We start from the raw sequence: 15,160 nt of genomic DNA on the forward strand, positions 1-15,160 counted from the left end.
CACCTCAGATAAGTTTGATACGGCCGGGATAGGCAATATTGCGGGGACGGGATTTGAAGGCGTACAGCAGCGTATTGGCAGTATCCGTCTGGAAAACAGTGCCTGCGGGAAAGATAGGGCCGCCATTCAACAATCCGCTGACGTATTGCGGCTCCTCCCGGGTTGTCGCACCGAATCCGGCAAGACTGTCGGACCAGCGTGAACCCACAGCACCTGCCCCGTTCGCGCCTTGTGCATAGGAGTGAATGGATCCCGACTGAGCACTACCCGGCTCTCGCCCACTGTCCACTCCGCGGCCCTCGTCCAGCACCCTCAGGAACTCGCCTCGTCCTTCAGGGCCGCGGAAAGTCAGCGCGCCATCGCCTGTCGTCCATTTGCCTTCGTTGCCGGCACGAGCGGCTTCAGTGCCAAGCATTCCCGATTGCTGAGCGTGATCCCACAACCAGGGCCATTGAGCCCGATTCATCACGGTGCCATTGAGTGCTCCATAGCCGCCGGGATTCAGTACTGAGGTCGTCTCAAAAAAGAAGCGCCCCAAAGGCGTGTTATCAAACCGCCCCACCGGCCACCAGTTGCCCGCGCCGTCGCTGCGCAGATGCCACCAGTCACCTGCGCCCATCAATACCAGGAAGGAATAGCCGGCCGCCGAAAGGTGGGTATGAAACCTGATTCGATCGGTACCGGCCGCCTGCACAACCAAGCGGTTGCCGCTGTTATCCAGCCGGCGGACGATGACATCACGAACCCCCAGACTGGCGTTGGCCGCCGGCAGGCTGATCGTGGCGGCAGCCGCACCGGCATCAATCAATACCAAGCCCAGTTCTTGAGCCGACAAAGCCTTCGATGCGGTCACCTGGGTAATCACTGAACGCATCGGGTTGTTCGTGCCGATGATTGCCAGAATCGACTTTAACAACTGGCCATTGTCCGACTCGGACGGGGTCAAACCACCGCCGGCAATGACGCTCACGATCTCCTGAGTGACCGCGTTCCCCCATACCGCCGGAATCAGCGACCCGGGTGTGCCTTCCACCGGGTTTTCATCGACAAACCGGCCATTGACCAAGCCGACGCTGGGAACACTCTTGGGATAGTCCATAGTTTTTCCGTTCCTCTGAATTAACAAATGAACCGTGCCCCGAAGTCGTCGCTGCAACATCGTTCACGGTCGGTTTTCTGAAAATAAAAAAGCCCACATGACGTGGGCTGTGTGAAGCAGGGCAAAGGCGTCGTGACTAGCCGGCCTGGCTGCCAACGAGTTCGCGAATCACCACCAGCGCCTCATCGCTGGCACTGCGTGCCAGGTCCATCTTGCCTTTGGCGGCCTGCGAGCGGATCTGTGCCTTGGCTTTCAGACGCAACGTACGCAGCGTCAGCAGATGCTCAGTGAGCTGGTGGGCTTTGCCGAGGATCTGCTCGGCTGCCTGTCTGGCCGTACGGCCCTTCACGACCCAGGCGGCAACCGACTGCGGCACCTCTTTTTTCGGGTATCCGGCGTCCTGATAGGCCTGGGCGTCAGCGGCGGCCTGGGCGTACTCCATGGCCTTGAGCGGGTCACCGGCCAGAGCGATGCGGGCGCTGTCCGCAGCGGCATCAACTTTGGCGCACAGGCGCTCGACTTCCTGTTGATCAAACCGCTCGGCATGGGCGGGATCGACCACCCAGTTTTCGCCATTCCAGTCATGGGCGGCGGATGGCTGCGGAGGACGTAGTTCACCATCGAATTGATGAAGCTCTTGAATAACGATCATCGAATAAGCTCCCAGGACAGTTGGACGTTCACGGCGTCCGAGAAATTGATCGGGATACCGATGCTGTAGTCAGTGATCGGATGGCTCTTGATACCCATACTGAGTAGCAGCTCATCGCTATCGGAATAGGCCTGCCCCAGGTTGTGTTCCGCCTGAAAAGACTGCCACAGCGAGCGAAGCTGGGTGTGATCAAAACTGGCCGTCAATGTGGACACCGTGACGTCATTGACACTGCCGTTGGTAAACACCACACAAGGCTGCACAGTTGCAGGATTCCAGCCGTTCGGATTGTTGGCGCTTGAAGGTGAAACCGGCGACAGAAAGCAATAATTGCCCCCCGCCCAACCTGCCGATGGAAAACCACCCGAGGTGACGGCAGTCGACGAAGGTGTTGGATTCCCTGCAACCAGGCGAGCAGCACGGGCATGCGGGTCCAACGGCAGGTACACCACACCATTACCATTGACAGTCTGCGTCCAAGTCAGGCGTGCCCGGTTGTAGATCGCGCGCACCGTCGGAACTGACCCCGGGGCACCGGTGGCGATCCAGGCCAGGCACATATCCAATACCGAGGACTGGAAACCACCACCGGATGTCCCGTTTACGGTTCCTTTCAACGACTCGGGCGTCGCGTCATAAATCGTGCCGCGCTGCGTGTAGAAGGTCAGCACCCCGCCGATCACCTGCGCCCGTAAAAAGTAGCTGGAACTGGGAAGCAGATCGCCACTGCTCCAGGCGGTCGTCAAACAGGTACGCGACCGTCCCAGTTGTCCGGTCACTACTTCCTGACCAATGCTGATGTACACACCCGCCGGAATCGACACGCGCCCGCCGCTGGTCGAGGCAGCTGCCGGCGTGATCGCCAGACGGGAATCGGCGGTAGCCACCGTGGGCAGCGGCAGTGCTGCCAGTGGCAAAGCCAGATCCTGGTTCCAGCCTTTGGCTGTCACGGACTGAATCGCCTGCAACAACTGATCGAACTTCGTCTCATTCGGCGTCAGGTCAGCGGCCTTGATGACGTTGACGATTTCCTCCGTCACACCATTGCCCCACGCCGCCGGAATCAACGACCCCGACGTTCCCGTGAGCGGGTTTTCATCGATGAATTTCCCATTCACCAACCCGGCGCTGGGCACACTTTTCGGATAATCCATATCACTGTTCCCTAGTCATAATTGATGTGCACCCGGGTATGCGCCGGTGCGCTTCGGTGGATCAGGCATTCCAGGGCGGAGCCCGGGTTCATGCCGAAGCGTTCGCCCCAGTAGCTCGCGCCAAAGCGCCGGCCCAGCAGCAGTCGCCCGCCAGTGTTGAGCGTCCACATGAACTGCGCTTCCCAGGTGCCGAAATGAGCCGTGCCGAAGCGTGATCGCCCCATGCGCGGCGCTTCGAGTTCGGTGATGGTGGCGTTCGGGTAGCCCTGGCCCCTGGCGATTTCAAGGTAATAACCGATGGCCTGACTGCCGACCGTCAACAATCGGCGGCGGACCGCGAGACGACGATCATCGAACAACGGCGTGGCGCCCAGGCAGGGGTCGGGCAGGTTCATCACCCGCTCCCAATCCGGCACCAGCTCGCTGATGCCGGCCGGATCCATCTCGTTGAGCAGGTCAATCGCACGGGCGTCGAGGCGGGCCAGTTCGACGGCAACGCCTTGCAGCACTTCCTCGAGTTCCGGTACTTGCTCCGGATCCCACGCAGGACCGCTGGGCAGCAGCGCGCGCAACTGCGTCTGATATTGCGCGGCGGTTCGTATCACCCCCATACGCAACCTCCGAACGTCAGCAGTTGATTGGCCGCGGCGTTGACATCGGCCACCGGCGAAGTCAGGACGTGATCGTTTTCACCGCTGGAACTGCTGATTGCCTCGCGGATGTGACTGATCAACAGTTTCTCGCCGAGGTCGGCCTCGCGGTTGTGCAGGTCGCGCAACTGCGCTTCGACGGCCGCGCGCACGGCGCTGGTGTCCGGGGTCAGTTTCAGTTGATAGACCACTGGCACCTGCACCGGCGCTTGCACATGCACCTCGGCAGTCACCGGACGTAGCGGGTCGATATAGGCCTGCACTTCGGCCAGTTGTTCAGCGTTCGGCACCGGTTGCGGATCATCGTCGCGCATGATGTAGACACCCACCGTACCCGGCCCGAGAAAGCCGCCACGACACCAGGCGCGAGTCACGCCCGGCACCTCCAGCGCCCAGGTCTCGTAGTCGCTGGCCGACCCGCCGTGGGGAATGACTCGATAGGAACGGATCACCCGCGAACGCAGCGACTCGAGGCTTTCCCGGGCCACGCCGCCGCTGAGGCCTGGCGCCAGCACCACGAAGCTGTTGCCGACAATACCGGCGATCGGCTGCACCAGCGTCAGCGCCAGGCCCGCGTCGGCGTTGCCCAGGCTGCCTGCCTCGAGCGCAGCAATGGTGGTGCTGTTGACGCCGTTGACGCTGGTACGCGCGGCAGTGACTTTGTAGGTGCGCCCATCGCTGGCTTGCAACAGCGTATCGACATCCAGCACCGCACCGGCGGTCGCATTGAAGCTGACGCTACCTATGGCGGCTTGCGCCGGTTTGCGCGGCTGGTTCAGACGCAACGCGGCGATCCGTTCCAGGGTCGATTCATCGGCCGTGTCCGGCAGGATCTGCTCGGCAATCCAGTCCAGATAGCCATAGAGACCGTAGGCGGCACCGCTCAAGGTGCGAGCCAGCACTTGCGCATCGGACTGGCGCAGCGAGTCGCTGGCCAGGTCGCTTTGGGTGCGCTTGATCAGCACCGGCAGCGAAGGGGTTTCAAACGGCATAGATCACCTGCCAACTGTTATCAGGGTTGATGTCCAGGCGCTCGCCGTCGGCCAGGGTCAGGACCGTGCGCAGGTTCAGGCGCTGGACGTCGAGGCGTTCGCTGATGATGTCGATGGCGCTGCAATGACCGTCATCGATCAACCATTGCAGTGCTTCGCGGGCATAGAACTCGGCGTCCATCCGGGTCTGGCGGGTCAGCTTGACCCGGCGCAGCAGCCACAGCCGCGAGCCGATACGGTCGTCAGCCACGGTGGGAAAGGTGTCGCCCCACCAGCCGTAACGTTCCTCGTCGTCGAGGGCATCGTCATCGGCCGCGCGACGCCAGGAGAACAGGCTGATCAGGACCGCGCGGGTCAACGCGGCGTGCAGGTTCTGGCTGATAAACATCAGGCACCTCCCACCGGCGCAGCCGTCTGGCCGCTGCCGCCCTGAACGCCGCCATGTACGTGTTTCATCTGGCTGATGCCACCAGCGATCTGATCGCCCTTGGAAACGAGCTTGCCCGTCTGGTTGATCAGCGGCGTGTCGAAGTTGACGGCGGTGCTCGCGCGGATATTGAGTGTGGCGGTTTCGATGTCGATGATCCGCCCGCGCTTGAAGTGAATCCTGTCGCCTTCGTCGGTGTAGATCGCCACTTCGCCAGCGGCCAGGGACTGCAAGCGATAGCGGCGGTCGGCGACCACCAGGGCGATAGCGTGGGAGCGGTCACCGCCGAGAAAGGTGACGACGCCCTCGGCGCCCGCCAGCGGATGGCTGGTGAAACCGTAGGGCTCAAAGTGCTCCATGTCGTCGTTCACTTCGCCGGCGGTGAGGCGCATTTGCAGCGATTGCAGCTTGGATGCCGAACTGGCGAGCACGACAGTGCCGCGCGCCAGGAGGCGTGTCAGTAGGCTCATGAATTGTCCTCAAGACTTTGCCAACACAAAACCTGTGGGAGCGGGCTTGCCCGCGATGGCGGTGTGTCAGGCAAAGAAGTGTTTGCGGTAACCACCGCTATCGCGGGCAAGCCCGCTCCCACAGTGTCCAGTGGTGTTTGCAGAGTTCGGACTCAGGTTTTTTTCGGTGGAACTGGATCGGGATCGAAGGTATGCGGCGGCGCCACCTGCAAGGTGGTCACCGAGCCCTGCGCCGACAGCGAATACGTCACTTTGGAAATCAGCATGTCGCCATCAAACCCGAGCACCGGGTCCTTGACCTTCACCAGCGTGTTGTGGCGCCACAGATCGCCGTTGGCCTGGCGCCAGCCCTGCACCTGATAGGTGGTGGTCAGCGCCTGGCCCATGCGGGTGGCGCTTTCCCATTGGGCCCGTTGTTGTGCCAGCTCGAAGGTCAGTTGCGTGCCTTCGTTGATGACTGTGGTGCGACGGCGCTTGAAGGACAGATCGGCAGCCACCGCCTCCACCTCGCTGACCGCCGCCCCGCTCTGCTTGTCGGTGCCTTTGTGCTGGCCGATCACCCGGTATTCGGAAAACACCTGGCTGTGATCCATCGGCGCATTGGCCGACAGGATGTTCTTGCCCAGCTCCAGCGCATCGCTGGCCCGGCCGGCGCTGCCCGGCTTGGCCAGCACCAGCCGCCCCTGCTCGTCATCAGTGGAAAACACCCTGAACAGCGACAACAGACGGTCGATCGACTGGAACACTGTTTCACCCGGCACGATGGTGTGCTTGGCCAGTCGCGTGGTCTCGGGGATTTCGTTCACCACGTACAGCGAATACTCCATGGCCAGCGCCTGGACGATCCCCAGCAAGGGTTGTTCCTGCCATTGATTGGGCCGGTTGGTTGCCGCGCAGTCCACCAGATCGCGGGTCCTGGAGCTGCCTTCGATTGTCAGGCTGATCTGCCGCCCGTCATATCGGATCGCAGCCTTGAACACGTACCCGGTGAGCACCAGGTCCTTGCCGATCTTCACCTCGCACGGGTCACCGGCCTTGATCCGCTGATCGACTGTCTGCCCGGGCCATTGCCAGGTGATCTCGAGTTTGAAGGTGCGGAACTGACGCTCCAGGTCGGCGGTGATTTCCACGCTTTTCCAGCCGCCATATTCGATCCCGTCGACCGTCAGCGTGACGCGGTTGTCCATCTCGTTCATGGCTCAGTTCCTGGAGACTTTCACATCGTTGGGCGAGAACACCGGATGGGCGATGCTGTTGCGCTGGGTCACTTCGGTGACCCGGGTCGCATCGGCAAATTGCCGGTAGGCCACGACCAGCGCCGGCAGGCTTTCCTGAAACGACTTGCTGACCAGTCGCACACCGGAAGAAGCCACGGCCTTGAGGTGCGCAATCAGCGCTTCCTTCACATCGCTGATGGCTTGGTAGTGCGCGGGATCAGCCTTGTTCTGCGCCCGCTGGAGGGCGTCGATCAATGCCTGTTGCAGGGTTTGCAAATCGTCGGTAACCGGCACCTCCTGACGGGCAATCGGCCGATTCGCCTGCTGAGAGACCGGCGGAGTCGAAACCGACTTTACCGGTACCGAGGCCACCGGCATGGAGGCGACCCATTGCGCCACTTTCACGATCAGTGTGTCCTGCACCAGATTGGCCAAGGCTTGCGCCGCAGCCGTGGTGTCCTTGCCGGTGGTGAGTTTCGGTGCATCAGCCTTGCGGATGGCTTCGATCTGTTGGGACACGTCGGCAATCACGCCACGGTAGCCCTCCTTCGCGAATGCCTTGAGCTCCTTGATATCACCCAGCAACCCCTTGAACTCGGCTGCCACCTCCTTGGGCAACTCCTTGACCGCCTTGACCAGCTCGGTGATCTGCCGGTACTGCTCGATCAGCGGTTTGAGCTGCTCCTTGATCACGCCATAGACCTCGGTGAGGCTGTTGCGCAGGTTGGCAATGCCGATCCGCGCAGCCTTGATCAGGGTCATGGCCTGCTCGAAGCGCGCTACCGCCGACCCGAGCAGGGTATCCGCCTTGGCCAGCAGGACTTTTTGCGTGCTGACAGTCGCGGTCGGAAACGGCAGGGGCAGATCGGGGTAGAACTTGAGCGAGAACGTCACCAGCCCGCCGTCCTGGCGTGTGTGGGTCATGTCGCATTCGCCGACCTTGACCTGCAGGCGCCCGAGCCACGGATGCACCAGCTCGCCACTGCCCTGCTCCAGCGCTCTGAGCAATTTGTCGCGCTGCTCCAGGCAATCGGGGCCGACAATAAATGCCGTCAGGTCGTGGGTCCTGGCTTGCTGGCCGAGATCCTCGAAAAACGGCAGGTCGCGTTGCGGATACTCGTGCAACTGACCTTTGCGGCCGACCGGTGTCTTGGCCTGGTCGACCCAAAAACCGACACCGCGAAAGGATGCCGGCACCAAACGGTCACGCCAGTTCATTGGAACCTCCCACGGACAGCGAGCGATAGCCGATGCGCGAAGACAGCGCCAGCCCCGGTTGATTGGTTTGCGGTTGATCAGTGCGCAGCCCCGCCGGCGCGTTTTCGAAGCGCACGGTCAGGCCGCCTTCGAGTTGCGTGCGATTGTTGGCGGCGCTTTGCTGGATCAGGGCACTGGAGGTTTGCGTCAGCGAGTTCGATGAGTGCGTCAATGCGCCGGCCGGCAGAGCGTTACTGGACGTAGAGTCAGGGCTGGCACCAAAGAATTGCGGTGCCAATCCACCCTTGCCTTCGGCATTGGTTCTTTCCTGGGCGCGGGTGAACACGTCGACCTTGGCCGACGCCTCGGCGGCGAGCTCACCGAGGCCGCCGTTGAAAAACGCCCTGACCGGTGCCAGAGCTTCGTAGAACTTTTCGCTCCACTTCTGAATCCACGCCGTGACCGGCTCCCAGGCCTGGATGATCATCTCCAGGGGAGACCAGCCCAATTTCTCGCGAATGATTGCGTACAGCGCCAGCACGGGCAGTTTGATCGATTCCACAAGGTCTTGAAAAAAGACTCCGACCGGCATCGACACCGCCCTGAGCAAATCCCATATCGATGCGAAAAGGCCCACCAGCGGCTGCCAGTTTTTCAGGATCAGCGCCTGGGGCGAGTACGCGAACAGCGTTGCATAGAGGTCGATGACCGGTGCGGCCAGCGCCTTGAGTACGTCCCACAGTGCAGCGAAGAACGTACTGACCGGTCCCCAATTGTTGATGAGCATGCCCATCGGGGTGTAGCCGAACATCGTTCGGAAAAATTCGGCCATCGGTATGACGACCGGGGCAATCTGTTGCCAGAGCCCGGCAAAAAAAGCCGAGATCGGTTTCCAGTTGGCGACGATCAGACCGGCCGCTACCGCTACCCCGGCAGCAAAAAGGCCGATCGGTGAAGCCAGTAAGGTCAGCACCGCACTGAACCCTGCCGCCGCTGTCGTCACGACCGTGAACGCCACGGCTGCCGCAGCCAGACCTTCGACCAGTTGCGGATGTTCGGCGACGAATTCACCGACCGACGTCATGACGGGCACCAGCGCCGTCACGAGGCCATTGACGGCAGGCAGCAACGCCTGACCGATCTTCAAAGAAATGTTGTCGAGTGAAAGGCTGAACTTCGCCAGGTTGGTGGAGGTTTCCCCCTTCACCAGCGCCGGCACCTGTGCCGTCGCAGGATTGGCCAACGGCGCGGGAATGACCGCATCCTTGCCCAGCGCCGGCGCTTTCAGGCTTTTGCTTTTTGTCGCCAGTTCGTCTTCGGCCTTGATCGCCTTTTTCAATCCCTCCTGAAAAGGCTTGAGCAAGCCGCCACCCGAAATGAAACCGGAAAGATCGAGCGGCTTGAGCCCACTGTTTTCCAGGCTTTTCTTGAACGCCGCGACTCTGGCCCCTACGCCCTTCATTTCGGTCTCCATTTTCTGCAGACCTTGCATCACCACGAACATGTTGACCGTGGCCTGAACGTTTTGCTGGATCGCGTTTATCTGTGTAATTGCCATCACTGCACCTGCTGCATCGCATTGATCCGTTGCGCGTGCTCCAGCGATTCGCGAAGCACATCCAGTGGCCTGGCCATCATCTGTTCGGGGTCAACCTTCCAGAACCAGGCCAGGTCATAGGCGACTGCGATCAGGTCGGTGATGGCTCCGACGCCGCACTCATGAAAAAACCCGCAACGGCCCAGCTCAGCGCGTTGAGGTCAGCCAGATCCAACTGGTTGACCGACGACGGCGGAATGCCGGCGCACACGGCGATGTATTTGGCGGCCACATCCATGTCGAGGCTGACCTCTTCGCTCTTGTCGATCCTGTACGGCAGCGCCTTGATCGCTCGCACTTCCTGCACCGTCGGGCGGCGCAGGACGAGTTCGGTCAGGGGCTCGCCGTGAGCTTCGATCGCAACTTGAAGCTTCACGGCGCCGCTCATTGCCAGGTCCCCTTGATGCCTTCGAATTTCAGTTCGATGGTGGCGTCATCGGCCTTGGAAACCGGTTCCTCCACCAGATAGGCACCCGCCAGAACGTAGACCTTGCCGTTACTGAATTCGCAGGTGACCGTGATATCGGTGCCCTCGATCAGCTTCTTCAGCGGGAAGTCCGCGGTGTGCAGCGCCGTCACTTTGAACGAAGGCGCGATATCGGTTTCCTTGTAGAAACCGGGTACGACGGTTTCCCGTTTCACGGCCATCAGCGGTGCTTCGCAACCACCGTTGATAGTCAGTTGGGCGCCGTCCACTTTGACGTAGCAGGTGCCCGCGATCAGTTGACCCATGGTGTTACTCCCTTCAAATAAAAAGCCCACGCAAGGTGGGCTGTAATCAAGCAGTCAGAGGCGGCGATCAGGCCACGTCGTCGTACTGCAGACGGAACTGGTTGAGCAGCGCGAATACGCGCAGGCCATTGATGTAATCCGGCGGGAACAGCACGTTCACGCGGCTCGGATCCTGGACGTCGCGCTCGACGATCAAGTGCTCGGCGAAGAGCTCGGCGTTTTCCACATGGCCTTCCAGTTCGAGCTTGGCGTACTGGGCGATCAACTCACCGCGCAGGGTGCTGGGGGTGACAATCGGCTGGCCGGCGCCGAAACGGGTGCCGTCGGAAGCCAGTTTGTGACGGCCGTACTTGCTGGTGATCACGCTTTGCAGACGACGCACGATGTACGCGGACTGGTGCATGGTTTCGCTGTCCAGGTAGGAATTGTCAGCCTGGCCATAAGCGTTCTTCTGGTAGGTGGTGATTGAACGCTGGATGCGCACATAGCCGCCTTCGTAGTAGGCCGTGGCGATGCCATAGTTGAGCAGCGACTGGCGCTCGGTCAACGTGAAGCGCTCGCTGGCCGGTGCCGGATCGACACCCGGCAGACTGCCGCTCTGGGTTGGACGGCTCGCATCGGCGGAGATGAACACCGAAGTGCGCGCAGCCAGGGCGGCGGCCTGCACCCAGACCGGTTGCGGTACGCCCGGTTCCAGCGCCTGAATGGTCATGTGCTGGTCGTTGCGCACCTGACCGGCCGCCACCAGAGTGCCGACTGTACCGCGCTTGGCGCTGTAGACGTGACCGAACAGTTGCTTGGCCCACGACCAGCGACCGGTGCTGTCATCCATCACCGCTTGCCAGGTGTTGAGGGTGCTCAGATCAGCCCAAGGCAGAGCGATGAATTCGAATGGTTCATCACCCAGCGCTGCAACCGCTTCAACCTGATCCGGCACACCGACGCCGCCGGTCATGGCGGTGATCGCGGTGGTCAGGCCGGCGGGGGTTTCTTCGCCATTGCTCTTGCCCTGGCGGTTGAATTGCAGGCTGATGTCATTGCCGCTCTCGCCGGTCCATTTGGCACTCAAGGTGACCACACCGTCGACTGCAGCCGCACTGACCGGCAAATCGGTCGCGGCGTTGACCTTCAACGCCAGGGCGGTGGCCGCTTGCGCCGCCGTGGCGCCATTGACGAGCGCGGCCTGCACCCGCACGCCACCCACATACAGATTGAGCACGCCGGCCTGGGTGGCCGTACCGGTCAACGTCACCACACCCTTGGCAATGCTGCCTTCGATATTGTGCAGCGGCAGGCACCAGATCTCGCCCACCGGATCGCTCTTGCGGAACGTTTCATACATGGAGGCCAGCATCGAGCCTTGGCCGCCAATGCTCCGGGCCAGCGCCACACTGGACACCAGCACCAGCTTCCCGACATCTGCCGGAGCAATGTTGTCGTTGACCTGGGCGACGATCAAACGGCGCATGGCCGACGACGCACTATTGGCCGCCGAATTGTCCATCTCGGCATAGAACAGCGGAACACGAATGTCCGCGGGGATATTGCTGAATCCGATCGCCATTACTTGGCTCCCTGTGGTTTTGCCGCTTTCACGGCTTTTGTAGTGATATCGCCGTCAGCCAGACGTCGACGCCACCAGGCGTTGTCCGGTACTTCACGGCCCTCGGCAGGCAACAGATCGCCCGCTTCCGGGTCCGGCACGGCGCGGCCCGGGGCCGGCAGTACGGTGATGCGTGTACTCATGGGGTTACATCTCCAGAGAAGGTCAATTCCAGGCGTCCATCGGGGCCTGGACGTTGCAGGTTGGGGTCCGCCGGATCGATTGCGTCGACCCGGACGGTCATCCCGGTAAAGGACGACAAGGCGTCCATTTCACGCTCTTGCCAGCTTTCGGCCGCATCGGTTGCCCGATTGCGGCCGAGCTGGAACTCGGCAAAAAAGCGCAGGCGATACAACGCCCGGCTTGCGCTGGCAGACGCCAGTTCACCGCCGTCGTAAGCAATGGATGAGTAATGGTCGCCGGGCCTGAAACCCACCAGCGCCCGCCACAGCTCTGCGCGCAGGTCGTGCAATAGATCCAGCGCTTTTGAGGCATCCGTGGAATCAAGCCCCAGGACAATGTCAAAACGATCGCGAACAATTTGCCGCGTGACGTTTTGCGCAAGATTCACGCCGGTGGTATCGGCGATCGATACGACAAAAGCGCAGGGCAATTGCAACGATGCATCGGCTTGCAGCGCGGCGAGGTCGACAGCCGCCGCAATACGGTTGCCCAGGGTTGGGCAGTGATCTCGCAAGTGCGTGATCAATGGAGTGATCTTCATGGTTTCACCGGGTATGAAAAAACCCGCCGATGCGGGTTTGAGTGAAAAGTATTGGCACTGGGAAACCCGCGTCCTTTTGAGGGCGGATGCCGGATCGCGGCGTTGCTCGCCAACCCTTCGGCCTGGGTTCACTGATTCTGGTCGGTGCCTCGGGGCGGCACCTCGCAAACCCCTATGCGCTTGGCCGCCCAGCGCTCGTAGAGCCCGATGGCCACATCCGCCCCCGCCATCGCGGTAAGGCATCCAAAAGCGCCCGCGACCCAGATCGACATCCCGGCGGCATACAGCAGCATGATGGCCGAGACCCCGCAAACCATGCAGGCACCGGAACGCAAGGCCAGGCGGCGTAGCAAGGACCAGCCGCGGGCGCCGTCCTTGTCGGCGCGCCACATTTCGCCGGATACCCCACCCACCAGGGCGAGGACGATGACGAGCCAGATCGGCATGTCCAGCAACGCTTGTTGCTCGTTTGTCATGTCACGCCTCCCGGAGTGATTGATGAAAAATGTGGAGACTTGATTCAAAAGTCGTTTGTTGAGGTAGGCATTCCAAAAAGCCCGGCGTGAACCGGGCTTTTCAGTAATGCGGTCCTTCGCATCGACCTTTCGGCGCTACTGGCGCGGTACGGGTCTGTTCAAATTGTTCCTCCGACCGCGGCCACCTGCCCGCCGGATAACTGCTTGTGGTGCTTTACGCTGCACACCCGGGTCAGTTGCCAACCCTCTGAACCGTTGAGGCCGGTTCATCGCTGCCTTTTTGGTGGAACTAAAGAGCTTCGTTTCGAGCCGCTTTGTGTAGCGGCTTGAGACAAAGAATATGCATGGATGCATATACAGTCAATGCACAAATGCATTTATTTATGCGCAACAAATGCACTTATGCATTGAAAGCCCCGTAAACAAAGGCGAAGACCGGTTTTGGAAGGCGAAAAAAAACCCGCCAGGGGGCGGGTTTTGTCAGATTGCAATGGATTAGCGGGCGTACATGCCCCACCAGAAAACGTGACCGAGGATCACGATTTGCTCTTCCTGCATTTCCTGGAAGCTGTAGTCCTCGTCGGGATGCTCATCGCGATTGAAGCTGCGCAGGCGAATGCCGGTCGGCAGGCGATAAAGTTGTTTCACCCGCAATTGACCGTTGTGGTTGATCGCATAAAGGTCGCCATCAATGATGTCGCCAATACCGGACTTGCCAGCATTGACCCCGACCGTGGCACCGTCGCGCAGCACCGGCAGCATGCTGTTGCCACGCACCGTCACGCATTTGGCCTGGTCGAACTGCACGCCGTTATGGCGCAGGCTGCGCTTGCCGAAGCGCAGGCTAGCACGCTCGCTCTCTTCGATGACGAATCTTCCTGATCCCGCGGCCAATTCAACCTCGCGAAGAAAGGGAACCGACACCTCGTCGTCATCGACGGGCGTATCGTCGTCCCACAGACTTATGTCCTTGAGTTCCGAATGCGATTGATCGCGTCCGCCAACAGCTGCCGACGCGACGTCCGCGCGGCCACGCAACTGGTCGGTGCTCACCGAGAAGTAGTCGGCGATTTTCGAAATATGTTTATCCGAGGGATCGACGATCTTCCCGCTGAGGATCCGCGAGAGAGTTGATTGAGGCACGCCGGTACGACGGTGAAGCTCCGTGGGGGAGATCCCGTGTTGGTCGAGCAGTGCTCTTAGGACGGTAGAAACATTGCGTTTTTGCATAACGCGCATATTGCTCGTTCCTTCGACAGAAGACAAATGCTCAATTGCATAAACAGCGCATAACCTGTGCATGGAACAGCAGAAAAGGACCACGCAGCGTTCATCTCTGCGTCCGGCAGAGCGCGCATGTTAATCTTGCGCCCATTGCGGAAAAGTCGGGCCGATGCCCCATTTTTGCCCCACACCTTTGAACGAGTTTTCCGATCGACAATGAATAAAGCCCTTACCGACCTGTCCTCCCACACGCCGATTGTGTTGGAGTATTAATGCAAAAAAGCCCTACACCTCCGGTTTATAAGGGCTGTAGGGCTTATTTGACAAATTCAGATTTACGCTTGTTGGGCATGAAATAGCATAGATTGGCGTACGATTTGCCCCATTTTTGCCCCAATGAAATCCATCGCATAGCAGTTCATCTTTTTTTTACTAGCCCTACTCAACCTACCTCGAATACTGTACATAAAAACAGTGCAAACGAGGCTAGCCATGGCCCCGTACGAAATCGAAGACACCAGCGACTGGCTCGGCACTCCGTCCAGACTGGAAACCGTCAAGCACTATGCGAGCATGCTCGAGGATGACATCCAAGAGCTGAAGCGCGAGCTACGCGCAGCCAGGGAGAATATTTCTGGTCTTGTCCAAATGAACGACCGTCTGTCCGCCGAGCTCGAAAGGAAACCGACTTGGATGGCGAACCTCGAAGCTGAAACCACCGAGCAGCTTTCCGAGATCCAAAGCCTCACATTGGTCCTCGACCAAAAGGAACGGATCATTCGTGAATTGCAATTGGGCAAAAATAGAACCTGAAAAGCTGAACATGTGTGAATATCTTTCACAGTAAAGCGGCAGCTACGACCTCGTGGCAGCGCTGAGCATGCCCAACCCCTTGGTCAACTCAAGTGGAGACTAAGCATTCGATCGCTACAATGCAGCCCCTTCC

The 15,160-nt window shown here is 60.4% G+C and carries 18 protein-coding genes; 1 reads left to right on the top strand and 17 read right to left on the bottom strand.

Annotation, left to right across the window (positions count from 1 at the left end):
• Positions 1–4: 4 nt before the first annotated feature.
• The 17 genes from ABTV29_RS25065 to ABTV29_RS25145 all read right to left on the bottom strand — a co-directional run bounded on the left by ABTV29_RS25065 (position 5) and on the right by ABTV29_RS25145 (position 14,229).
• Entirely contained in the window at positions 5–1,099 is a 1,095-nt protein-coding gene (locus ABTV29_RS25065) for a phage tail protein (protein WP_433767285.1), read from the bottom strand.
• A gap of 136 nt (positions 1,100–1,235) precedes the next feature.
• Positions 1,236–1,751: a phage tail protein gene (locus ABTV29_RS25070; RefSeq protein ID WP_433767286.1), complete on the bottom strand. Its 516-nt coding sequence runs from the start codon at positions 1,749–1,751 to the stop codon at positions 1,236–1,238.
• The gene (locus ABTV29_RS25075) at positions 1,748–2,905 is read right to left on the bottom strand and encodes a phage tail protein (protein WP_433767287.1); all 1,158 of its coding nucleotides are present in this window, start codon (positions 2,903–2,905) and stop codon (positions 1,748–1,750) included. Before ABTV29_RS25075 ends, ABTV29_RS25070 begins: the two co-directional genes overlap by 4 nt.
• Positions 2,906–2,916: 11 nt before the next feature.
• On the bottom strand, positions 2,917–3,516 hold the full coding sequence (locus tag ABTV29_RS25080; RefSeq protein ID WP_433767288.1) for a YmfQ family protein: 600 nt from the start codon (positions 3,514–3,516) through the stop codon (positions 2,917–2,919).
• The gene (locus ABTV29_RS25085) at positions 3,507–4,547 is read right to left on the bottom strand and encodes a baseplate J/gp47 family protein (RefSeq protein WP_433767289.1); all 1,041 of its coding nucleotides are present in this window, start codon (positions 4,545–4,547) and stop codon (positions 3,507–3,509) included. Before ABTV29_RS25085 ends, ABTV29_RS25080 begins: the two co-directional genes overlap by 10 nt.
• The gene (locus tag ABTV29_RS25090) at positions 4,537–4,935 is read right to left on the bottom strand and encodes a phage GP46 family protein (RefSeq protein WP_433767290.1); all 399 of its coding nucleotides are present in this window, start codon (positions 4,933–4,935) and stop codon (positions 4,537–4,539) included. Before ABTV29_RS25090 ends, ABTV29_RS25085 begins: the two co-directional genes overlap by 11 nt.
• Positions 4,935–5,444: a phage baseplate assembly protein V gene (locus ABTV29_RS25095; RefSeq protein ID WP_433767291.1), complete on the bottom strand. Its 510-nt coding sequence runs from the start codon at positions 5,442–5,444 to the stop codon at positions 4,935–4,937. Before ABTV29_RS25095 ends, ABTV29_RS25090 begins: the two co-directional genes overlap by 1 nt.
• A 152-nt stretch (positions 5,445–5,596) precedes the next feature.
• Positions 5,597–6,640, bottom strand: coding sequence for a phage baseplate assembly protein (locus ABTV29_RS25100; RefSeq protein ID WP_433767292.1), 1,044 nt, complete (start codon positions 6,638–6,640; stop codon positions 5,597–5,599).
• Positions 6,641–6,643: 3 nt separating this feature from the next.
• Entirely contained in the window at positions 6,644–7,879 is a 1,236-nt protein-coding gene (locus ABTV29_RS25105) for a DNA circularization protein (protein WP_433767293.1), read from the bottom strand.
• Positions 7,866–9,416, bottom strand: coding sequence for a phage tail protein (locus tag ABTV29_RS25110; protein WP_433767294.1), 1,551 nt, complete (start codon positions 9,414–9,416; stop codon positions 7,866–7,868). Before ABTV29_RS25110 ends, ABTV29_RS25105 begins: the two co-directional genes overlap by 14 nt.
• Before the next feature lie 130 nt (positions 9,417–9,546).
• A complete protein-coding gene (locus ABTV29_RS25115) occupies positions 9,547–9,843 on the bottom strand; it encodes a phage tail assembly protein (RefSeq protein ID WP_433767295.1) in 297 nt (98 codons plus the stop codon).
• Positions 9,840–10,187: a phage tail tube protein gene (locus tag ABTV29_RS25120; protein ID WP_175375039.1), complete on the bottom strand. Its 348-nt coding sequence runs from the start codon at positions 10,185–10,187 to the stop codon at positions 9,840–9,842. Before ABTV29_RS25120 ends, ABTV29_RS25115 begins: the two co-directional genes overlap by 4 nt.
• A gap of 67 nt (positions 10,188–10,254) precedes the next feature.
• Positions 10,255–11,751, bottom strand: a complete 1,497-nt coding sequence (locus ABTV29_RS25125) for a phage tail sheath subtilisin-like domain-containing protein (RefSeq protein WP_433767296.1) — start codon at positions 11,749–11,751, stop codon at positions 10,255–10,257.
• Positions 11,751–11,933, bottom strand: a complete 183-nt coding sequence (locus ABTV29_RS25130; protein ID WP_433767297.1) for a DUF2635 domain-containing protein — start codon at positions 11,931–11,933, stop codon at positions 11,751–11,753. The genes ABTV29_RS25125 and ABTV29_RS25130 overlap by 1 nt, the downstream gene beginning before the upstream one ends.
• Positions 11,930–12,514 (bottom strand): phage tail terminator protein, encoded by a 585-nt coding sequence (locus tag ABTV29_RS25135; protein WP_433767298.1) that lies wholly within the window; start codon positions 12,512–12,514, stop codon positions 11,930–11,932. Before ABTV29_RS25135 ends, ABTV29_RS25130 begins: the two co-directional genes overlap by 4 nt.
• Before the next feature lie 128 nt (positions 12,515–12,642).
• Entirely contained in the window at positions 12,643–12,990 is a 348-nt protein-coding gene (locus ABTV29_RS25140; RefSeq protein WP_433767299.1) for a phage holin family protein, read from the bottom strand.
• Between the two features lie 495 nt (positions 12,991–13,485).
• A complete protein-coding gene (locus ABTV29_RS25145; protein ID WP_433767300.1) occupies positions 13,486–14,229 on the bottom strand; it encodes an XRE family transcriptional regulator in 744 nt (247 codons plus the stop codon).
• Positions 14,230–14,706: 477 nt separating this feature from the next.
• Here ABTV29_RS25145 and ABTV29_RS25150 point away from each other — a divergent pair, with 477 nt between their 5' ends.
• Complete coding sequence (locus ABTV29_RS25150; RefSeq protein WP_433767301.1) at positions 14,707–15,027, top strand: hypothetical protein; 321 nt, start codon at positions 14,707–14,709, stop codon at positions 15,025–15,027.
• Positions 15,028–15,160 lie beyond the last annotated feature (133 nt).

Source organism: Pseudomonas putida (assembly GCF_050989985.1).
Taxonomy (GTDB): domain Bacteria; phylum Pseudomonadota; class Gammaproteobacteria; order Pseudomonadales; family Pseudomonadaceae; genus Aquipseudomonas; species Aquipseudomonas putida_AI.